Origin of the sequence: Nitrospira sp. (assembly GCA_029194665.1) — a bacterium.
Taxonomy (GTDB): domain Bacteria; phylum Nitrospirota; class Nitrospiria; order Nitrospirales; family Nitrospiraceae; genus Nitrospira_D.
This window is the reverse complement of sequence record JARFXO010000001.1, coordinates 188,108-208,612: the sequence shown is the minus strand read 5'-3', so window position 1 is coordinate 208,612 and position 20,505 is coordinate 188,108. Positions and strand designations below refer to the sequence as shown.

The window sequence follows — 20,505 nt, the reverse complement described above, 5'->3', positions numbered from 1 at the left end:
CGAAGAGACGCAAACGGCTCTTGACGTTGGTGAGTTCACGTGGCTAAAGAGCTACCGATATTACCCGTAGGTGTAGCCAACCAAGCGTCCGAACAGGATGAAAGCTTCCTCTATTCGCGCGTGTTCTGCCAAAAGGAGAATTCTCCTCCTCTCCGACTGGTAATCGATTTCCTAAAGTCCCGCGGGGAAAGTCCTACCGTGCCTCCCAATCTGGAGGAAGGAGCGCTCGAGGATTGGGCTTGGGTTCAAGTGACATTGGGCTACCATCAAGAACGCAAGCCGATCCACCTCTTTTGTGTGCGTGATCGTGGCAGCTATCGAGATGTCTATGATCAAGAGCGGAAGCTTTTTCTGAACCTCCTCACTGCTCACTCCGACATCGAAGCGCAGCTCGCGATGGAATATGTGACCCGTTGTCGGTTTATTTTGACCACGCGCATGGCGGAGAATGATGTGACCGACGAGGGTTACGATTTCAATGGCTGGATCCTCGAGTTCTATCAGGAGCAGTGCAACGGAATCGTGCAAATCGACAATCAGGGTTTCTATTCTCCCAAAGGTGAACTCATCGTGGACATGTCGGCCTCGGACAAAGACTAGCATGTCAGGGGCACCCCCCATTCCTTCACCGTTGTTTGAAAGGACCGCTCGCTGGTTTGACCGGGGGAATGCCTCTCTCCTCGGGAGCCTTCCTTGTACCAAAGGATGTTCCGGCTGTTGTGTCGGACTCTTTCCCGTGACCATCCTCGACCGGCGTGAAGTTCGGCGTGGTCTCCGCAGCCTATCCGATGAGCACCGGAGCAGGATCGAACAGTCAGCAGCCGCGCAAGTCACCGCGCTAACAGCCGCCGCGCAACAACTGCGCACGGATCGTTTTATCGACCGGTGGCCCGAGCAGGAAATTGACTGCGTTGTTCAACGGTTCGAGAGTTGGCCTTGTCCGGCCTTGGAGCCTGATGGAACCTGTGGCCTCTACGAGTTTCGACCGCTGGTCTGTCGTTCCATGGGTGTTCCTCAGGATGATGGGGTCTTGGTCAGTGGGGCCTGTGCTGTGCAAACGGCCGTTCCACTTATTCGGCCCTCGAAAGCCTTTCGAGAAGAAGAGAATCATCTCGCTGGGATGGAGGCGGTGGAAATCGAGACATTGCGCCATCAACAAGGAATCGAGGGAGAAGAACTGTTCCTGCCCTTTGCTTTCATACCAGATCCCGAAGTGTGAGGGTTGAGGTCTGGATTTTGAAACGATGCATCCACAAGTGCAGTGATACGACACACGCATAATGTGCGCTAGACAGTATATTTCTCGCTATGCTAAGGTGAAGTTCCTTGGTTGCAGGAGCGCCTGTAGCTCAGCTGGATAGAGCATCAGCCTCCGGAGCTGAGGGCCACAGGTTCAAATCCTGTCAGGCGCACCAAACCGGTTCTTGTAATCGACATCGACAATTCAATACCCGGTGGGGCCGTTAGCTCAGTTGGTAGAGCAGCTGACTCTTAATCAGCGGGCCGTAGGTTCGACCCCTACACGGCCCACCAAACCAAGCTTCGCTCGTGCGCTCTCCATTTTTGTAGCGTAATCTATCGCGTGCGGATAGACCGCCTCAGTAGCCCACAGAATTCAGACTCATGAGATAAGTTAAGGGCCTGTAAGGCTCTAGGCGCTCGATACGACCGGCACATGGCGCGGCTGGAGAATCATGCGGATGCCACTTTTCGGTTGCAAGGTCACGAAGAATTCGGCCTCGACAACTTCTTGAGCCGGTTGCAGATCGTAGCGGTGACCGATCAGGGCTAATAGAAGTGGCCCTTCGACTGATGCGAAATGAATCCCCACGCAGGCGCGTGGTCCTGCGCCGAACGGAAGGTAGGCAAATCTGGCAGTCGGCCGCTCGCCATTCAACCATCGCTCCGGCAGAAATCTGTCGGGGTTCGTCCAAAAGGCCGGGTGTCTGTGCAGATTGTATATGCTGACGAAGACGAGCGCGCCTTCCGGTAGTGGTAATCCACCCACAGTAGTATTGATCGCCGCCTTGCGCTGTACGACTGGAGCCGGTGGATACAGCCGGAGTGATTCCTCGAAGATGGCCCGCGTATACGGGAGGTGCTGAAGGTCGTCGGCGTTTGGCGTTCTTCCTTGGAGAACTCGGTCCACTTCCTCATGAAACCGTGCCTTCGCCTCTGGATGGGTTGCGAGAAGATACCAGGTCCAGGCGAGCGCAGTGGCCGTGGTCCCGTGTCCAGCCGCAAAGATGGTGAACGTTTCGTCCCGCAGCTCTTGATCGGTCAGTCCGGCACCGGTCTCTTCATCGCGGGCCTGGAGCAACAGATCAAGGAGATCGCCATGCTGGGATCCGCTGCGACGCCGCTCGGTAAGCAATCCATAGATCAGGCTATCCATAAACTGCATGGCAGAACGGAATTCACGGTTGCGTGAAGTCGGCACCCAGCTGGGGAGACGCAGTGGGTTCTGAACCGAGTCGACTGCATACTGCAGGCTCACACGTAACGCATGACGGATCTGATCGATGTGTTGCGCCATACTGGCGGTGAACATGGTTTGCGAGATTACTTCGAGCGTCAACTGCATCATTTCGTCGCCGATATCGATCGGCTGTCCTTCAAGACTTACCCAACCGACAATCCGCAGCTCGCCCACCTGGGCCATCCGATCTGCCATGGCAGCCATCCGAGAGCGATGAAAAATCGGCTGGATAATGCGCCGATGCCGCTTCCAGACCGCGCCTGAACTGGTCACCAATCCATTACCTAGAACTAGCGAGATGCCGGTCGGCTTCCGAGGGTCATACACTTTCACAAAGCGGTCGGCTTGCTGGACCAGAATCTCTTCAGCGAGATCAGGATGACTGAAGAGATGGAGAGTCTTCGGCCCAAGCCGAAAGCGCAGCGCATCGCCGTACCGGCGCCACCACCCGGACATCGTCTCCAACGGGGCGCGTTTGAACGTCCCCAGGTGGCCAAGCAGCGGCGCGCCGCCTGGCACATCGACCAGCGTGAAGGATTGAACCGACTCCGGCATAAGAGGACGGACGATATCACACTAGGTCGTGGGCATCAAATGAATGAAATACGAGAGCAAGCTTGATTGAGTTCTAACTCCAAGTGCAACACGTCATGCCCGGATGGGCTAGGGTGTTGCCATTGATAGGCTTTCGACAAGAACGTACTTCGACGAGGCATTGCCTACGACCTAAAATCGAGCCAGCGGCTGTTCGACCTTCGCCGCGAGGATGCTTCCGCGAATAGATTCATGCTGTAGGGACTCCACAAACGGCGGGATTCGCGGTAGAGTGTCCAAAGTTTTTCGATACCCTGCTAGGGAAAGCAAGCCTATGAGCCGCTCCACACGCATTTCCCAGTTTGCGAAGCAGGATCTCTGGACGGGGGATCTGGCAAGCATGTCGTTGCTCCAACGGTTGACTGTACAAACGCTTCGGCTGGCTACCGCCGTCGGCATGGAGTTCCGTCATCGCTTGCTCGATGCGCGGACGGCCGGTCTGGTCTATACGACGTTGCTGTCGTTGGTACCGTTTCTCGCCGTGATGTTCTCGGTCCTGAAGGCCTTCGGTGTCCATCACGTGATCGAACCCTTCTTGGCGCAGGCGCTCGTACCTCTAGGTCCTAAGAATCGAGAGGTCACCGCCACCATTATTAATTTCGTAGACAATATCAAGATCGGCGTGCTGGGGGCCGCCGGCATTGCCGGCCTGTTCTATACGACGTATTCGCTGATCGATAAGATCGAGCAGGCGTTGAACGCGATTTGGCAGGTGAAACAGGGACGCACCTGGGACCGGAAGTTTGCCGACTACTTGAGTGCTGTCCTCGTAGGACCGGTCCTGGTCTTTAGCGCGTTCGGCCTGCTGGCTTCGCTCCAAAGCAACACGGTGGTCCAACATCTCATTGCATTGGAGCCGTTTGGGACGCTGCTCGTGTGGAGCGGCGAAATGGTTCCCTTCTTGATGTTCTGTGGCGTCTTCACGTTCTTGTATAAGATGATCCCCAATACCCAGGTCGAACTCCGTTCAGCAGCGATCGGTGGCGTCTCGGCGGCTATTCTCTGGATCATCGCCGGTGAAGCCTTTGCCAAATTCGTGGCTGCCTCCGCCAATTACAGCGCCATTTATTCGAGTTTTGCCGTGCTCATGCTGTTCCTCCTGTGGCTCTACACCGGCTGGATGATCGTGCTGATTGGGGCGCAGTTTTCCTTTTTCCACCAGTATCCGACGGCCTATTTGTCGCGCTTGCTCTGGGAGCAGGGCACACACGTCTTCCGTGAACAACTGGCTCTCAAGGTATTGCGAGTTCTGGGGAATCATTACCTCAAAGGGGACCGCCCGTTGAAGCTGCCGGAGTTGTCGAGCGAACTGAACATTCCCTTGTCCCTGGTGGAGGAAGAAGTCGAACGTCTCATTGAAAATGGGTTTGTGGGCCGCCTTCAGGAACCGGAAGGGGTAAGCCTCATCAAGTCGCCGGACCTGATCTTGGTGAAAGAGGTCCTGGATTCGGTTCGCAACGGAACCCCGCCGTGGATACTGCCCCATCTCGATAGCAGCGATCCTGTGTCCGCTCTCTTGCGGCATCGAGATAAGGCGGTGGAGCGGGCGTTGGTGGGTGAAACCGTGCAATCGCTTCTACATGATCAATCACCGTCCCAATCCCCCAAGCCTTGATGGTATGGGGGGTGAGTCTGGTGACTGTCGTCGATTTCTCGGCGTGCCCTTCTCTCTGTCTCCAGCTCAAGGGAGCAAACAGACAGATCCCTTTACGGCAGTCCTTCCGCTTGTGATTTGTCTTGGCCGTTGCCGAACGATCGCACATAAAGCAAGACTTGCCACGCTTCCTCTTCGGTCAAGACCAATGGAATGAACTTCGCCATCGCCGTGCCTTTGCTGCCGTTCTTCAAGATCCAGAGGAGTTCACCGTCGGTCCGGGTGGCCTGCCATTCTTGGTCGGTGAAATCGCGCGGCAAGGGACCCTTAAGCGTACCCGGCTCAATATCACCTCCCAATCCCTTGCCGTCTCGTCCGTGGCAGGTTACACAGAAGGCCTTCCCGTGAAAAAGTTGCTTCCCCTTTTCAATTGTTTCGACGGTTGCGGGAAATGGACTCTTCCATGTTCTCGCTTCCTGAAGTTGATCAATCGGGACCCGTGGTCTGAGGACGGCTTCATCGGATCCAAAGACGGAGACATCCCATGAGGCAAGCGCTATTGCCGTAAAGACCAGAGACTGGCAAAGCGCTCTTCCTCTCATATCGCTACTCTTCTCATAACTGAGGTCATGACCATAGCCGTGTCTGGTCTACTGGCAGAAGGTCTGCCTAGAGTCTCCCACTCAGTTTATTTGTCAAAATAGCCAGGGAACTTGTGTCCGAGGGATTGCGGGAAACTCACGGTGCCGTCGGGAAATTCCTGACCATGCTGCCATAGCTGATAGATCACACCATCTGTTCCGGCCGCGGCTTCCGCCACCTTAGCAGCCTGATCGGGAGGCAGGTCGAGGACTTGGACTCGCCCTGTCCCTATTTCTACCTTATGATCGTGGAAGTGCCGGTGCCACTGAATGGCGGGAAGCTTTCGGGTGAGGTCCTTGGCGATGAAATATTCGACCCCGACCAAGGGTGCCTTTGGATCAGTGGATTCGAAGAGGAGACATTGAAGGATCTTGTCGGAAATGCCTTTGCAGTAATGGTGGAATGGGCCACCCGGTGTCCCATCCGGCATCATATGTGGTGCTTGGACATGAATTTCGTATCCAAGGGCTGGGCTTGTCGGTTCCCCGGCCGCCGCTTTTGGGGTTGCACCTCCACTCCATCCGACTACAGTGATCGCCAGAGCGACCAATAGACCTTTTCTCATCACAACAAACCTCCTGGGGCTGAGGAGTCATCACCTAGCCTATCTAGGGAGAGAACTGCCTCCACATTCAACTTGTTGTTAGAGATGGTGGATTGAGAAAAGATTCGAGTCTTTTAGGTCAGAGTGTACAAAACATGAGCTCGCGCGGTGGATGATCTAATAGGGCAGGGTTGGGGAGGAAGGAGAATTGGGCTTGGTCGGGGTGATAAGTTGGTCAGATTGCGGAGCGATCTTACCGTGAGTGTCCATCATCTCAAACATCAAACAGCACTTCAACCTTCCACACACACCCAACAAACGAGGGTCCTCGATCGGCAGTGCGAGCTTTTTCGCCTGCTTGGCCGAGATAGGCTGCATATCGGTCAGAAAACTCGCGCAGCATAGTACGAGGCCACAGGTATCGATGCCACCAAGCCGCCTCGCTTCTTCGCGTACCCCAACTTGACGCATTTCGATGCGTCCGCCAAATCGACGCGCCAGGTCTCGGACCAGTTCACGAAAATCGATCCGGTCCTCTGCCGTGTAGACAAAGGTGAGCTGGCGGCGATCCATGACCCCATAGACTTCGACCAGCTTGAGAGGGATGTTCAGTTCTGCTGCTTTGGCTCGGCAATAGGCGGCAGCCTCACGAGAGAGCTGCTCGAGCCTGTTGATCAGAGCCGTTTCTTCGGAATCCGGCTTTCGCAAGATGGATTTCATCACGCGCATGGGAGGAATAAAGGGCGTCGAGTAGGGCTCCATGTAGACGATTCCATAGGTGACTTCATTTTCCACCTCGATCAAGACCGGGTCGCCGTTGCGCAATGACACACCGGCTGAGTCTAACTTCCTGACTTCCCCACGGTTCCTAACCTTCACACCGACCAGGCGAACTGAGGTGGGATAGGCGTGCGCGAGTTGTGCAACAAGCGTAGATTCCATAGGCCGATCATACACAAATTTCGTCGGCGTGGGAACCGCTAAGAGAGCGGTAGTGACGAAAAGTAGCCAGAGCGATTCATCGGAGGGAAACGTTGCAAGTCATTGACGTATAAAGATAAAATTGCCAACACTCTCGCTACCTGGTTATGGTAGGCTAAGTCAACGATGGCGGGGAGCTCGAGCAAGTTATGGGGACGATGGTCAGCGAACGAAAGAAGATGTTACGTATTCCCAATAGGGTTGTCCTGCCGTTCGGCTACCGGATTGCGGTTCGACAGTTATCCGATGCGGAAATGGACAAGCGCGATGCGAATGCCGATGGCATTTGGGATGACGATACCAAAACGATCTATGTTCGGAAGCGACTTCCTGTGACCCGCCGCCGGTATATCCTTGCACACGAGCTGGGCCACGCTTGGCTGGACTGGCAACATCGGTACATGGACGATGGAAAGGCCAGCACATAGGGTACGGAACGATTCAGTCCTCAGCCGACTTTATGATATGCCTCCATTCGAGCGGAGTAACCGGCTGAACCGAAAGCCGTGACCCTTTCCGCAACAAGACCATTGTCTTGAGGGTGGTTTCGCTCCGCAGTTCATCCAACGTCACGGACCTCGTAAATCTCCGAATATACTTAATGTCGACCATATCCCATCTGGGCGTGGATGGTTTGCTCCTAGGGTCGTAGTGCTTGTCCTTTTTGTTGAATTGTGTCGGATCAGGGTAGGCGGTTTTGACGACCTCTGCGATGCCTACGACCGCCGGTGGATCGGCGTTGCTGTGGTAAAAGAGGACTCGATCGCCGACTGCCATGCTGCGCATGAAATTCCTCGCTTGATAGTTGCGTACTCCGTCCCAACAGGTTGTCTGGTGAGGAGATCGCATCAAGTCATCAATCGAGAAGGTTGAGGGTTCTGATTTCATCAACCAATACCTTTTGGGCTCCATTCCGTCCTCTTCTTTCTGAATTCTCTTGTGCGAGGAAATGCTCCGAACAGCGGACATGTGGCAATCGTGCATTACGGGGGTGCGAGGTGATAGACACTACCTTTATGATTCAGGCCATAGAGCTCGCGAGCTGAATCTCTACATTCCTGCGGGGCTGGACAGAATCCGGCCACTAGACACATATTCACCGATGATCGCATCCAGGGAAGCATGGGTTTAGTTGCTTTCTTGTGAACGAGACTCAATAAACTCGATCAGGGCTTGATAGGTCAGCTCCCTCGTTTGCGCCTTAGTCATGCTCCGACCATCAAGGTTTCCCTCCAGCCAGATGTGATCAGCGATCGGCTGAACTGCTTCGTTACAGAGACTCCATAGCTCATGGAGGAGAGATTCCGACAAGCCTACTTGGATGCCTTCCGATTCGATGCGATCATCCAGAAGGGCGAGGAGGTCTGACAGGGCCTGATCGGGACGATACGGCAGGGGCGTAAAGCCGAACTGTGCTTGGGCATGCTGCTCTTGCATGGCCTGATCGACAAGGTCCCGCATGTACTCTTTGAGGAGACCAATGATATGGCCCGAAAAGACGATCGGCTCTCCCATGCGCTATTATCGAGCTTCTTTGTGAAAGGAGCAAGATCGAGAGAACCTATTGAGTGGATCATGCAACGTTGGGTGGGTGACGATCGTTCAGTGTGGGAAGGAATGTGAGAGGTGGTGATTGAGCGGGGGTACACCTCGCTGACTCGGTATGAGTGACGACCTCTCCCTGGCTATCTCATGTTCGGCAGGGTAGGTGTACCCGCGCACGAGCAAATCTACGCCTTTTGATGAAACGCGCAAGACCCAAAGATGGCCTTATGTGGGAGTCCATTTGGGGTAGGGCCAAAGGACCGGTAGGATCTGTTGATGACGGTGCTCCACATAGATCAAGAAGAAACCATTGCCACGCGATATGAGCCGGACGATCAAATCGACATGCACCTTGCCAAAGCATCGGATCCTTGTCAGCGAGGCTCTTGATTCATCGTGCAACGGCATATTAGTTTCGATCCGCTCGCAAGGGAACACCAATGGGTCTCCATGCTCGTCGCAAAGATTAGCCGCCACATAACCAGAGCAACGGTGCCCTGATTAACCAGGAGGAGAGATTACATGCAGAAGCCAGTGGTGGTGTGTTTGGATCTGGAAGGGGTGCTCGTGCCGGAGATCTGGATCAATGTGGCACTGAAGACGGGTCTCGATGAGTTGAAAATCACCACCCGTGAGATGCCCGATTACGACAAGCTCATGCGGCAGCGATTAGACATACTCGATCGACAGGCCTTGAAGATTGGGGATATTCAGGATGTGATCGCTAAAATGCGTCCTTTAGATGGGGCGAGTGACTTCCTTGCTTGGCTGCGAGAGCGTTGTCAGGTCATTATTTTGTCGGACACGTTCTATCAGTTCGCCCAACCACTTATGCGGCAGCTTGGTTTCCCGACTCTCCTCTGCAATCAGCTGGAAATCGACGGAAACGGCCGCATCAGGAACTACCACATGAGAATGCAGGACCCCAAGAAGCACGCGGTGGCTGCCCTCAAGGCACTGAACTTCTTTACGATGGCTGCCGGTGATTCGTACAATGACACCGCGATGCTGGCTGAAGCCGATGCGGGGTTTTTCTTTCGGCCACCGGACCATTTGCCGCAAGAATTTCCTCGGTTTCCTGTGACGCAGCAATACGGCGAACTTCAGGAGAGACTTGCGCAGACCGGTCAGTTCAGAGCCTTGTGAAGCCCCTTACGAAGATCTGCGAGGATGCCCCGCTCGGAAGAGCGGGGAGGAATGGCAGCTCGTAGCGAAGCGGAGATGAATTCCCTCTTGGTTTACAAAAGCCCCGCCCGGCAGGGCGGGGTTCTTTACTGGAGAAGCCTGTCTAGGGTGTTGCGGTGGGTAAAGCATACGGCAGCCTAGAAGTTGATCCAGAGCTGGGCGTAAGCCCAATCTTGCCCGGCTGCAGTTCGCCCGAGGTTTTGCGAAATATATGAACCAGGCCACAGATGACCATAGCCCCCTTGAAAGGCGACCATGCCATCCATGATGAAATGGGTCCAGACGACATCAATCTCGTCGCCGATATCGGTCTTGGTGTTGCCCGGCTGTGAGAAGACATAGACACCCTGGCTTCCGCGGTACCAATTGTCTCGGGCATTGGCCAGGTGCAGGTTTGTGTACCACACCTCGATGTGATCGTTCACGCTGGGTCGGGCTTGTATGTTGGCGGAGAAGCTGATCATGTTTTTCCACGCTTGGACGTCCATATATCCCATATGTATGTGATTCGTCGGGAAGAAGTTTTCAAATGTGTTGGCCGTCTTACAAGGACCATAGGCTGCATTTAACGTGCAGTTCGCACCGCTGTCTCCAGAGGCATAGTCGAAATTGAAGGCTACTCGAGGTTTCCAGGGCCAGTTGAATGCTGTATACCCGATCCAGTTCCTGGTCGCCAATGCACTGATATGGAGACACTTGCCCTCACCTCCGGGATCACCGCACAGGCTGCTTGCGCTGACAGCGGTGTCCCCCATCTGTCCGAACTGATAGACCACTTCGCTGGAGAGATCGAAGTACCCTTTCTTCATGGCTACCCTGGCTCCGAGGGTATGACGATTCTGATCGCCGTGCTTCGGGGTACCCAACCCTTGAGAGGAAATGGCGCCTCCACCAATGTTGTTGTTGTAGTAGATGTAGTACGGTTCGATAAGAAATCCTGGTACAGTCTTGATCTGATTGTAAAATATGATGAGGTCGGCATCACCGTGGGCATTGTCGACGATGTTTGCTTGACCACTGCCGACGGCTGCCCCTTGGAGGAGGTCCGTTTCTGCCGTTCGAAACCAGCCGACATGAGAATCCAGTATGCTGTTACTGTATTGCATCATGACTCCATCAAACGAGAAGCCGGTGTTGGACCAATCAAAGTGACCGAACAAACTCTGATCGCCGAAGACCAGATACTGCCGGCCAGCCTTGAGACCCAGACCCTGTATACCGACAAAGTTACGAATCAACATGTAGCCGGCTCGCACTCCGAGTGTGCAGACCGGCCTCTGGCCAGGATCAGGCGTGGCCCCACAGGTTTGGATCGAAGGGTCTCCGTTGTTCCCAGCCCCACCGGGGCCAACCGGCGTGCCGTTTCCGCCCCAGGTGCGTGAATCAATGAGTTCCAGGTAAAAGTTGACGTTGGGTGACAGATCATAGCCGATGCCCAACCGGATCATCTGCTGGACAAATTGATCAGTTGCGCTACCCGGCAGGTTATTTGGAGTGGTACCAGGGGCGTTACATTGTCCGCTGGCGCCGATACCACCGCCAAAACAGACGTTGTTACGGAATTCAGGTCGTACGCGCAGATCCGCGCGGAGCCAGAGGTTTCTAATATCGAAGTTTCTGCCGATCTGTGGATCGAACAGTTCGTACGCTTCCTTTTGAGGTATGCCACGCCCGATGACGATAGGATTGGTAATCTTCTCGCCTTCAGGCAATTCGAAGGCGCCCTCGACTGAACCACAGGCGATAAATAGTCCGACCGCCCCCGTTATCGCCGCGAGGAGGACCGTACTCCAGGATGGCCAAACTATCGGTTTCGGAATCGTTCTTACGGTACCCATGCCCTGAACAAGAGATGGTCGCCTCGCGCAGACCCTTCAGCACGTTGAAAAAGAATGGGTAACGAGATGCCCGTATATATGATTATCTATATAACGTCAATGGGAGGGTTCGATGAGGGTCGAAAAATAGAGGGGAAGCTATGTCCGTGTCCGCTTCGTGAAGCCAGCGCACTGATCATTCTCGGTTACATAGGACCAGATTTGCTCACAGACGCCGAGGCCTCTTCGGGTGGTTTCCCGGCAGCGGTGATCTCGTCGTCGGCTTCCTTCATGGAGGCTTGAAAGTCCTGTTCAACCATTTTGACTTCTTGCTGGATCATGTTCAACTCCGGTTCCACCGACTTGCGAAGATCCTCAGCCGTATCTTTAAAACCCCTGATGGCTTTCCCAACTTGGCGTCCGACTTCAGGAAGCTGTTTCGGGCCAAATAAGAGGAAGGCAATCACCAGAATAATTAAGATCTCGCTGGCTCCCAATCCAAACATGATTCAGATTAGTAATGGTAATGCCGTTAATCTCCCCGCGTCCAGTCGTCACAGCCCACTCAGGCCTTCTACCCTTGTTTCACCTGATCCGGTTGCGCCGATTGGGGGGCTGCCGCTTGTGTGGCTTCTGATCGGGCATTGACGTGACTTGAGGAGGCGGAATGAGTCTGAGGCTGCTCAGATTGTTCGGCCGGTGTCACGTCAATGGCATCGGCCTCGTGTACGGACTTCTTGAAGCCTTTGATGGCTTTACCAAGCCCTTCTCCCAATTGGGGAAGCTTACCGGCGCCGAAAATGATCAAGACAATGATCAAAATCAGCAGTAATTCCATCCAGCCAAATGAACCGAACATCGAAACCTCTCGTGAATACGGTAAGTATGGCCTTCGACCGGTTAGGTCACCGAAATAGAGGCACCTCTCATCCACTTCATTTGTCTCGAAGGCTATAGGAAGATTACGGGACAAGTCAAGAAGAAGAACGGAGCAGGGGCGTTAGAACGGTTGAATAATTCCACCGCCGAGGACCTGATCTCTGTCATAGAAGACCGCGGATTGGCCTGGGCTTAAGGCCCGTTGAGGCTTCTGGAACTGAAGGCGCATGCTCGATGAGGTCAATGGTGACAGAATGGCAGGCGTCGGTGGTGTCGCGTAGCGGACTTTGACGTGAACTTCCGTTGGTCTCTCCAATAGATGAGGCACAAAGATATTGAGGTCGCTCACCGTACATTCTTGCCTGAGCAGGGATTCCTCCGAGCCGAGCACGACGATATTCATCGCCGGGCGGACCTCTTGAACATAGAGCCGTTGTCCTGTGGCAATGCCAAGGCCGCGGCGTTGGCCCGGTGTGTAGAACGCAATGCCGTCGTGTCTGCCCAAGGGCTGCCCGGTTTCATCGATGAAGAGGCCTGGTGTCTTGGCTTCGGGAACCTCTTTTTCGATGAATCTACGGTAGTCTCCTTGAGTGACAAAGCAGATCTCCTGACTTTCTTTCAGCTCGTCTGCCGGGAGGCCTAGCGCCTCGGCTTCCCTCCAAACGTCAGATTTGACCAAGCTGCCGAGAGGAAAACGGAGTCTGGGCAGCCAGGAAGGGTCGAGGCGGTAGAGAAAGTAGGTTTGATCCTTGCGATCATCGGTGGCCCGTGCGAGGACCGGAGTTCCCTGGTGTTTCCGAAGACGAGCGTAATGACCTGTCGCGACATAAGTGAAGTCCCGCGAGGCGGCGAGATCCATGAGTCCCCGAATCTTCACCCTCTCGTTACAGCGGATACAGGGATTGGGTGTCGTGCCGGTGGTATAGCCGTGGAGAAAATCGTCAATGACTCCCTTCCGAAACATATCCCGGGCATCGATCACTTCATGGGAGATGCTCAGCAGTCTGGCGACGTGCTTGGCAATGCCGACCTTACAACATCCACGCTCCTGCCATTTCTTGGATGGTGATACGGCTTCGTCTTCGTGTTCCCATACCTGAAGCGTAATCCCGTGCACCTCGTAGCCTTCGCGGACGAGTAATGCTGCTGCGACAGAGCTATCAACTCCGCCGCTCATACCGAGAAGGACGGTCGGGCGATTCATTGGCACAGCATTGTACTGGGAGGAGTCACTAAAGGGCTAGAGGTCTACCGCCTGCGCTTTGGCTCGATGGGATGCCAAATCGTGAACGTTCTTGAGGGATGATGGGTGTTCATCGGTCCACTTGTTGGCCCCCATGTCACACATGCCATGGAAATGAGCGCCATCCTCAATGGAAATGCCCGGTGTGCGAAGATCGCCAATGAGAATGCCTGGTTTAAGAATTTGAATTTTGTCGGTCGCTGTCACCGTGCCGTTGATCTTTCCGCTGGTCATCAGGGTGCCTACCGAAAGAATTCCTTTAATAACCGCTTGTTCTCCGATAATGAGAGTCCCGGTGGTGTGGACCTCGCCTTCAACGCGGCCGTCGATGCGGATGGTCCCATCAAAATTGAGAACGCCTTTGAAATCGACTCCTTTCCCAAGAAACGTAAAATTATCGGTGTTGCTCGATTCTTGAACACCTTTATCGCCTAGAGCCCACATCAACTTTCTTCGCTCCTTGTGACGCTAACCGACGAGTGCACTGCCCTCAAATGAGGTCTGACAGGAGAGGAAATTCGTTCGGTGAGATGGTGCATCCTCTCTTTGTCGTCTTGTTGCCGAGTGTACCACATGATTAGGCGGAGACCCTCCGGATGGCTGGCTCAGCTGAAAGGCCGATGGAGTGAAGGGGGGTGGCTTCACGTTGGTATTGAGGAGCGGCTTGTCCCATCTCTAAAGTGCCATTAAAGTGGACCCCTTCTTCGATGGAGAGAACGGGTGTGGTGACTCCGCCGTCGATGATCGCGGGAGCTCGCAACTTCATCTTGTCTTTGGCATGAATATCCCCTGTAATCTTCCCCTTACAGACGATGGTGCCGGCCGTAACTTTTGCCGTAATGACAGCCTCTTCGCCAACCAACAGGATGCCATCGGTGTGGATTTCCCCCTCGAGCGTCCCATCGATCCGCACGGTCCCGTTGTAGGTGATGGTCCCCTTAAACACCACACCTTTCCCGACAAAAGCACTGACATCTTGCCCAGTGTCCTGTCGCGTCGACTCCAGACCTGACCCATTGCTCTCGCTTTCGACGTCATCGGCACGCCTACCGTCTTGTTTGTCCTTCCACATGCTCGCCCCTCCTCTCACATGTTTGGGAGACCCCGGCCCTACTGAACCGCGGAGCCCTTATCCTTAGGGAACATATCGGTCGGTTCCGCTGAGATATTTAGCGTCCATATTCTGAAAAGGCAACAAGATCAGCTTTTTCGGCGAGCCCGCGTCACCGAGGCCAAGACGAGGGTTAACTCAGGAGGGTCTCCATAACTCCATCGAGTTCGTTGGGGGAAAAATAATGAATGACGACTTTGCCTCCTTGCTTGTGGGAGTGGATCGTCACTTTCGTGCCGAGGCGTTTCTGTAGTCTGGCTTCGAGATCAGCCCAGGGGGAACTGCGGGGACTCTTTGGCTGCCGATGCTTTCCTGCAAGGGAAAGTTCCACGAGCTTTTCTGTTTCTCTGACAGAAAGAGTGCCTGCGGCCACCATTTTGCCGACTCTGAGCTGCTCATCCGTGGATTGGAGGCCGAGCAGTGCTTTCGCATGCCCGGTTGTCAGTGTTCCCCCTTCCACGAGCTCCTGCACTTCAGGGTGAAGATGGACCAGTCGAACGAAGTTTGCGACAGAGGAACGATCGCGTCCGACTTTTACGGCAATCGCGTCTTGCGTAAGACCGAATTCGTTCATCATGCGACAATACGCCCGCGCGGTCTCCATCGGATTCAAGTCTTCTCGTTGGATATTCTCAACTAACGCCAGGAAGAGGGATTCTTGATCACCGCAATTGCGAATGACGACGGGGATGGTCTCAAGACCGGCCTCCTTCGACGCTCGCCATCGGCGTTCTCCCGCGATCAATTCGTAAATGCCGTCACCCTTGCGGCGAACGATAATCGGCTGAAGAACCCCGCTCTCTTTGATGGACGCCGCCAGTTCAGCAAGTTCTTCCTGGGGAAAGGTGTGCCGCGGTTGATAGCGGTTTGGCACAATGTTCTCGATCCGGACTCGCTGGACATCGGTTGGTTCCGTTGGCTGGGTCGTTTTGGAGGATGGGAGGAGGGCGCCGAGTCCTTTACCGAGAGCTTTTTTTTCCATGGCCTACAAACTCCTTAGCTAGATATACGTATGCTTGTGAGCCGGCGGATGCCACGTTGTACAAAACTCCAGGCCGACCGTAACTCGGAGCTTCTGCGAGTGAGACATTGCGCGGGATGACGGCTTGATAGACCTTATCGACGAAGTGGGATCGAATTTGTTCGACAACTTGTCTGGATAAGGTATTGCGCGAATCAAACATCGTCAGAACAATGCCCTCCAGGTCGAGGTTTGAATTAAACGATTGGCGGACAAGTTCGATGCTCCCGATGAGTCTAGTGAGACCTTCCATCGCGTAATATTCGCACTGGACTGGAATGAGCACCGAATCCGCGGCGGTAAGGGCGTTGATGGTGAGAATTCCAAGAGCTGGAGGGCAATCTAGAAAGACAAAGTCGTACGTCTCCTTGATCTCGCTGATGATGTTTCTGAGATGACCCTCACGCCCTTCAGTATTAACGAGCTCAACTTCAGCTCCCGCAAGATCCGAGTTTGTCGGCAAGATAAACAGTCCAGGAACCGATGTCTGAGTTGAAGATTCTTGAATTGTACTGTGTTTAACAAGGCAACTGTAAGTTGTGTTCTTCAAGGACTCGTGGTCAATGCCTAACCCACTCGTCGCGTTTCCTTGTGGGTCCATATCGATAAGCAATACGGATTTTCCTTCTAACGCAATGGCGGACGAAAGATTTATAGCCGTAGTGGTCTTGCCGACACCGCCTTTTTGATTCGCGACCGCAACCACCTTTCCCATCGAAGAACTCCTACACCAGACTTGTTCCACGTGGAACATTACGAACGGTTGATTTGGGATGAGGGTGTAACAATGGAAATCACCCTTTGTCCATATCCTCTCTGAAGTTGGAACGTGTATTCGCTTTCCAATAACCAGCTGGAAGAAAAGTACGAACGATCAATCGGTTGTGACGAATAGAGAATGGCCTTTCCACCCTGGCGAAGAAGTTTTGTGCCATTTCGTAAAATCAATTCATGTTTCAACGCGCGGGTTGTCAGGTAATCAAACGATCCATGGGACAGATGTTCGTTAAGGAATCTGTCTAGGGTTCCGTCGAATATGTCGACGTTTTCAAGCCGAAGGCGACCTACGATGAAGTGAAGGAAGGAGGACTTCTTCCTCGTCGGCTCAACAAGGGTAATAGCCAGATCAAGTCTCGCAATCTTTAAAGGAATTCCTGGAAATCCAGCGCCCGTACCGATATCGAGCAGTTTGGCTCCAACCCCAATATTGTCGGCTTTCAGTGCGACAAGAGAATCCACAAAGTGCTTGACGATGATCTCATCGTCTAGGGTAAGGCCTGTGAGATTGAATGATTGATTCCAAAGTCGAAGCTGGTCAAGATACACCATAAACTGCTGCACCTGCTTAGCGCTAAGTGAAACGCCCATTTCGTTCGAGCTTGTCTGCAGCAGCAAGGAAGGTGAACTCGTTTGTTCCACGTGGAACAATTACGCTGATGTGGGAGTGAGGTCAATAGGGAAGGTTGGGTCCAATAAAATATTACGACACTATTTGTCTGGCAGAATGAAGCTGCCGACGACTCCTTTCTATTGCAACTACTAGCAAAGATATGGCAGCAGGAGTCACGCCTGATATTCTCGATGCCTGGCCTACCGTCTCAGGTCTTACTCTATTGAACTTCTCACGAACTTCCCTGGAAAACCCTGAAACCATGTTGTAATTGAACGTGTGAGGAATTAATCTTTGCTCAAGTTTCTTAAATTTATCAACTTGTTGGATTTGTCGACGTACATAACCCTCATACTTGATCTGGAGTTCTACCTCTTCGGCAATTTCATTTTCCTGAATGAACGGCATGCCGAAAACACTTAAAAGTTCTCGATAGCTTGATTCCTGCCGACGAAGAAGCTGTGCCATGGTCATGGCAGGCGAGACGTTGTCAAGATACGTGTCTTTTGTCTGTAGCCGGATCTCCTCTGTGACCAGCGGCCTGGCTGTATTCAGATGTTCGATCTCTTTCTCGATCAGATGTTTTTTTTGCAAAACTCTCTGGTGCGCTTCGTCAGAAATCAGACCAACGTCATATCCAAGCTGCATCAGTCGAAGGTCTGCGTTGTTGTGACGGAGGAGCAGTCGATACTCTGCCCTTGATGTAAACATTCTATAAGGTTCGTAGGCATCTTTTGTAATGAGATCGTCGATGAGTACCCCGATATAGGCTTGAGATCGGTCGAGAATGAGAGGCGGTCTCCCTTGCAACTTCAGAACGACATTGATACCAGCAACTAAACCCTGCGCCCCAGCCTCTTCATACCCGGAGGTCCCATTGATCTGTCCGGCGTGATAGAGGCCCGCAACATGTTTTGTTTCGAGGGTTCGGTAGAGTTGACGAGGAGGAAAATAATCGTACTCAATGGCATAGCCAGGCTTGAGTATTTTGGCATGTTCTAATCCAGGAATTGTCTTGAGCATAGCCGTCTGAACGTCAACCGGCAGGCTGGTTGAAATGCCGTTCGGATAAAATTCAATCGAGTCGATGCCCTCAGGTTCGATAAAAACCTGGTGTCGCTCCCTCTCGGCAAAACGTACGACCTTATCCTCGATGGAAGGGCAGTACCGAGGTCCGGTAGATTCGATGACGCCGCTGTACAGCGGCGAGCGGTCAAGATTTCTCTGGATGATCTCGTGCGTCTCTCGATTCGTATAGGTCAGGTGACAGAGAACTTGTCTCGTGGTGATGCGTTGGGTGCGATACGAAAAAGAAGGAGGAGGAGTATCTCCTGGTTGAGGAATCATCACGGAAAAATCAATCGTAGCCTTGTCCAATCGGGGAGGAGTTCCCGTCTTGAGTCGCCCGATCTCAAATCCCAGGTCTCGCATGCAGTCCGAAAGGTGTTCAGCCGAAGCTTCTCCCGCGCGACCGGCCGGAAAATGGTTCAGCCCTATATGGATAAGGCCCTTAAGGAATGTACCTGATGTTAATATGACTCCTTTCGCATCGATCCGTTCACCCGAGCCGGTCACGATCCCGGTTACCGCACCTCCCCTTACGAGCAGTCGATCCACCACCCCTTCTGCCAGGGTAAGGTGCTCCTGCAAGGCGAGAGTTTGCTGCATGGCAGTGCGATACATCGCTTTGTCGCATTGCGCGCGCAACGCCCGCACCGCTGGTCCTTTGCTTGTGTTGATGAATCTAAATTGAATCCCGGCGCGATCAGTATTTCGCCCCATCTCACCGCCGAGCGCATCAATCTCCTTCACGAGGTGCCCTTTGGCGATCCCCCCGACCGCAGGATTGCATGACATCTGCGCGATTCGATCTAGCTCCATCGTCAAAAGCATAGTCTTTGCACCCATTCGCGCCGCAGCCAGCGCTGCTTCACAGCCGGCATGCCCACCTCCAACGACGATGACGTCAAACGCAGTGGCCATCAGTTCCTCTATTTACCGATACAAAATTCAGAAAAGATGCGGTCCAGAACTTCATCAGAGGTAATTGCCCCGACAATTTCGCCCAGCGCGTCAGCTGCACCCCGGAGATCGACCGCCACAAACTCTGGCTCTAAGCCCCGTTCGATCGAGACCAGTGACTCTTGCAGTGATGTCTCGGCCTGCTCAAGCGCTACCCGATGCCGAACATGAGTGACGACGACACCATCGCTCGCTTCGAAGGACGGCTTCACAAACTGCCCGCGAACAGCGGTCTTCAACGCCTCCAATCCCTCGCCCGTGCGAACGGAGATGGGAAGAACCTTGCATCCTGTTCGAGCTCGAAGTACGTCACACAGCGATTGTACGGAGGCATCGTCGATCAAATCGATTTTATTGACGATGAATAAACGTTCCTGACCTGATGACGGAGAACAGACATTCGTGAGCTCCAGCTTTTCTACAAGTTGGGAGCCATCCAAGACATGCAGGATGCTATCCGCCTGATCCTGAGCTTCCTTGGACCGACGGATGCCGGCCAGTTCGACAAGGTCAGCTGTATCACGCAACCCGGCAGTGTCGATCAGGGTCACTCGCAGACCGTTCCAGACGATCGATTCTTCGATCGTGTCTCGAGTCGTGCCGGGGATGTCGGTCACAATAGCTCGGTCTTCACGGAGCAAACTGTTCAGTAAACTTGATTTGCCGACGTTCGGCTCCCCGGTGATCACCACTCGGACTCCGTCACGCAGTACGCGTCCACTCTCGGCGGTCGCCAACATTCGCCGAACCTGAGCCAGGGTCTCTCGGAGAGAGGCCGCCATCTCATCACGTCCAACGAAGGCAATATCCTCCTCGGCAAAGTCGATTCCTGCTTCTAGGTGAGCCAGCAGGCCCAGAAGCCCGGTGCGCAGTCTATGGACTTCCTGTGCGAGCTCGCCGCGGAGCTGGCGCTGTGCCAATCTGAGCCCGAGTTCGGACTTGGCCCTGATGGTGTCCAGCACTGCCTCAGCTTGGGACAAATCTAGGCGACCCTTCAAGAAGGCCCGTTTGGTAAACTCTCCTGCCTGTGCGAGACGAGCGCCCGCAGCCACGCAGGCCTCACAGACTCGTTGCAGGACTAATCCACTTCCATGGCAATGAATCTCAACCACGTCCTCCGTAGTAAACGACCGAGGTGCCTTCATATAGACTACAAGGCCTTCGTCCAGTATCTCCTCGGTTAACGAACCGGCCTTGGAAAATGATCGGTTGTCGATTGAAGAAACAAGCCGTAAGACAATATCGGCAAGGTGCAGTTGGTGAGAAGCGACCGAAAGAAGCGATCTCTTGGAGCGCAGCCGAACAACATGTCCGGCTATATCAACGGCATGTGGCCCGCTTATCCGAACGATACCGATACCTCCCTCCCCGACAGGAGTGGCGATGGCACAAATCGTATCCTCGGGCGTTTCAACGGCCGGCATGTTCCCACAGGTTCGGGAGGGTCAGTCACATCAA

At 53.8% G+C, this 20,505-nt stretch carries 22 protein-coding genes and 2 tRNA genes; 7 read left to right on the top strand and 17 right to left on the bottom strand.

All coding sequences use genetic code 11. The annotated features are described in order from the left end of the window. Positions 1-39 precede the first annotated feature (39 nt). The 4 genes from P0119_00950 to P0119_00935 all read left to right on the top strand — a co-directional run bounded on the left by P0119_00950 (position 40) and on the right by P0119_00935 (position 1,533). Positions 40-600 (top strand): hypothetical protein, encoded by a 561-nt coding sequence (locus P0119_00950; protein ID MDF0664618.1) that lies wholly within the window; start codon positions 40-42, stop codon positions 598-600. A gap of 1 nt (position 601) precedes the next feature. Continuing rightward, complete coding sequence (locus P0119_00945; protein MDF0664617.1) at positions 602-1,219, top strand: YkgJ family cysteine cluster protein; 618 nt, start codon at positions 602-604, stop codon at positions 1,217-1,219. Positions 1,220-1,338: 119 nt separating this feature from the next. Continuing rightward, a tRNA-Arg gene (locus P0119_00940) sits at positions 1,339-1,415 on the top strand. Between the two features lie 42 nt (positions 1,416-1,457). Then, positions 1,458-1,533, top strand: a tRNA-Lys gene (locus P0119_00935). Positions 1,534-1,651: 118 nt separating this feature from the next. Here the strand turns inward: P0119_00935 and P0119_00930 are convergent. Beyond that, positions 1,652-3,034, bottom strand: a complete 1,383-nt coding sequence (locus tag P0119_00930) for a cytochrome P450 (protein MDF0664616.1) — start codon at positions 3,032-3,034, stop codon at positions 1,652-1,654. 313 nt (positions 3,035-3,347) lie between these two features. Here P0119_00930 and P0119_00925 point away from each other — a divergent pair, with 313 nt between their 5' ends. Then, positions 3,348-4,688 carry a YihY/virulence factor BrkB family protein gene (locus tag P0119_00925; GenBank protein MDF0664615.1) on the top strand — a complete coding sequence of 447 codons (1,341 nt, stop codon included), beginning with the start codon at positions 3,348-3,350 and terminating at the stop codon, positions 4,686-4,688. A 92-nt stretch (positions 4,689-4,780) separates the two neighbouring features. Here P0119_00925 and P0119_00920 read toward each other — a convergent pair whose 3' ends face one another. From P0119_00920 to ricT, 3 genes are all read right to left on the bottom strand, one after another. Continuing rightward, complete coding sequence (locus P0119_00920) at positions 4,781-5,269, bottom strand: c-type cytochrome (GenBank protein MDF0664614.1); 489 nt, start codon at positions 5,267-5,269, stop codon at positions 4,781-4,783. Between the two features lie 86 nt (positions 5,270-5,355). Next, the gene (locus P0119_00915) at positions 5,356-5,874 is read right to left on the bottom strand and encodes a DUF1264 domain-containing protein (protein ID MDF0664613.1); all 519 of its coding nucleotides are present in this window, start codon (positions 5,872-5,874) and stop codon (positions 5,356-5,358) included. A 156-nt stretch (positions 5,875-6,030) separates the two neighbouring features. After that, positions 6,031-6,795, bottom strand: coding sequence for a regulatory iron-sulfur-containing complex subunit RicT (gene ricT / locus P0119_00910; protein MDF0664612.1), 765 nt, complete (start codon positions 6,793-6,795; stop codon positions 6,031-6,033). Between the two features lie 188 nt (positions 6,796-6,983). On the opposite strand from ricT, the gene P0119_00905 reads away from it, so the two are divergent. Further along, a complete protein-coding gene (locus tag P0119_00905; GenBank protein MDF0664611.1) occupies positions 6,984-7,262 on the top strand; it encodes an ImmA/IrrE family metallo-endopeptidase in 279 nt (92 codons plus the stop codon). Between the two features lie 13 nt (positions 7,263-7,275). Here the strand turns inward: P0119_00905 and P0119_00900 are convergent, their stop codons facing one another. Continuing rightward, positions 7,276-7,722 (bottom strand): EVE domain-containing protein, encoded by a 447-nt coding sequence (locus P0119_00900; protein ID MDF0664610.1) that lies wholly within the window; start codon positions 7,720-7,722, stop codon positions 7,276-7,278. A gap of 240 nt (positions 7,723-7,962) precedes the next feature. Continuing rightward, positions 7,963-8,349 carry a hypothetical protein gene (locus P0119_00895; GenBank protein MDF0664609.1) on the bottom strand — a complete coding sequence of 129 codons (387 nt, stop codon included), beginning with the start codon at positions 8,347-8,349 and terminating at the stop codon, positions 7,963-7,965. Between the two features lie 552 nt (positions 8,350-8,901). Between P0119_00895 and thrH the strand changes: the two genes are divergently transcribed. Continuing rightward, on the top strand, positions 8,902-9,525 hold the full coding sequence (gene thrH / locus P0119_00890) for a bifunctional phosphoserine phosphatase/homoserine phosphotransferase ThrH (GenBank protein ID MDF0664608.1): 624 nt from the start codon (positions 8,902-8,904) through the stop codon (positions 9,523-9,525). Positions 9,526-9,701: 176 nt separating this feature from the next. On the opposite strand, the gene P0119_00885 is transcribed toward thrH, so the two are convergent. The 11 genes from P0119_00885 to mnmE all read right to left on the bottom strand — a co-directional run bounded on the left by P0119_00885 (position 9,702) and on the right by mnmE (position 20,471). Next, positions 9,702-11,402, bottom strand: a complete 1,701-nt coding sequence (locus P0119_00885) for an alginate export family protein (protein MDF0664607.1) — start codon at positions 11,400-11,402, stop codon at positions 9,702-9,704. Between the two features lie 185 nt (positions 11,403-11,587). Then, positions 11,588-11,887 (bottom strand): twin-arginine translocase TatA/TatE family subunit, encoded by a 300-nt coding sequence (locus P0119_00880; protein MDF0664606.1) that lies wholly within the window; start codon positions 11,885-11,887, stop codon positions 11,588-11,590. Between the two features lie 68 nt (positions 11,888-11,955). Next, positions 11,956-12,240 (bottom strand): twin-arginine translocase TatA/TatE family subunit, encoded by a 285-nt coding sequence (gene tatA, locus P0119_00875; GenBank protein MDF0664605.1) that lies wholly within the window; start codon positions 12,238-12,240, stop codon positions 11,956-11,958. 141 nt (positions 12,241-12,381) lie between these two features. After that, entirely contained in the window at positions 12,382-13,464 is a 1,083-nt protein-coding gene (gene mnmA, locus P0119_00870) for a tRNA 2-thiouridine(34) synthase MnmA (GenBank protein ID MDF0664604.1), read from the bottom strand. 36 nt (positions 13,465-13,500) lie between these two features. Next, positions 13,501-13,947, bottom strand: a complete 447-nt coding sequence (locus P0119_00865; GenBank protein MDF0664603.1) for a polymer-forming cytoskeletal protein — start codon at positions 13,945-13,947, stop codon at positions 13,501-13,503. 133 nt (positions 13,948-14,080) lie between these two features. Continuing rightward, a complete protein-coding gene (locus P0119_00860) occupies positions 14,081-14,575 on the bottom strand; it encodes a polymer-forming cytoskeletal protein (protein MDF0664602.1) in 495 nt (164 codons plus the stop codon). Positions 14,576-14,747: 172 nt separating this feature from the next. Continuing rightward, on the bottom strand, positions 14,748-15,596 hold the full coding sequence (locus P0119_00855) for a ParB/RepB/Spo0J family partition protein (protein ID MDF0664601.1): 849 nt from the start codon (positions 15,594-15,596) through the stop codon (positions 14,748-14,750). Further along, positions 15,574-16,350 (bottom strand): AAA family ATPase, encoded by a 777-nt coding sequence (locus P0119_00850; GenBank protein ID MDF0664600.1) that lies wholly within the window; start codon positions 16,348-16,350, stop codon positions 15,574-15,576. The genes P0119_00855 and P0119_00850 overlap by 23 nt, the downstream gene beginning before the upstream one ends. A 38-nt stretch (positions 16,351-16,388) precedes the next feature. Then, on the bottom strand, positions 16,389-17,030 hold the full coding sequence (rsmG, locus tag P0119_00845; protein MDF0664599.1) for a 16S rRNA (guanine(527)-N(7))-methyltransferase RsmG: 642 nt from the start codon (positions 17,028-17,030) through the stop codon (positions 16,389-16,391). A gap of 85 nt (positions 17,031-17,115) precedes the next feature. After that, entirely contained in the window at positions 17,116-19,008 is a 1,893-nt protein-coding gene (gene mnmG, locus P0119_00840) for a tRNA uridine-5-carboxymethylaminomethyl(34) synthesis enzyme MnmG (protein MDF0664598.1), read from the bottom strand. Positions 19,009-19,016: 8 nt separating this feature from the next. Next, positions 19,017-20,471, bottom strand: a complete 1,455-nt coding sequence (gene mnmE / locus P0119_00835) for a tRNA uridine-5-carboxymethylaminomethyl(34) synthesis GTPase MnmE (GenBank protein ID MDF0664597.1) — start codon at positions 20,469-20,471, stop codon at positions 19,017-19,019. Between the last annotated feature and the right edge of the window lie 34 nt (positions 20,472-20,505).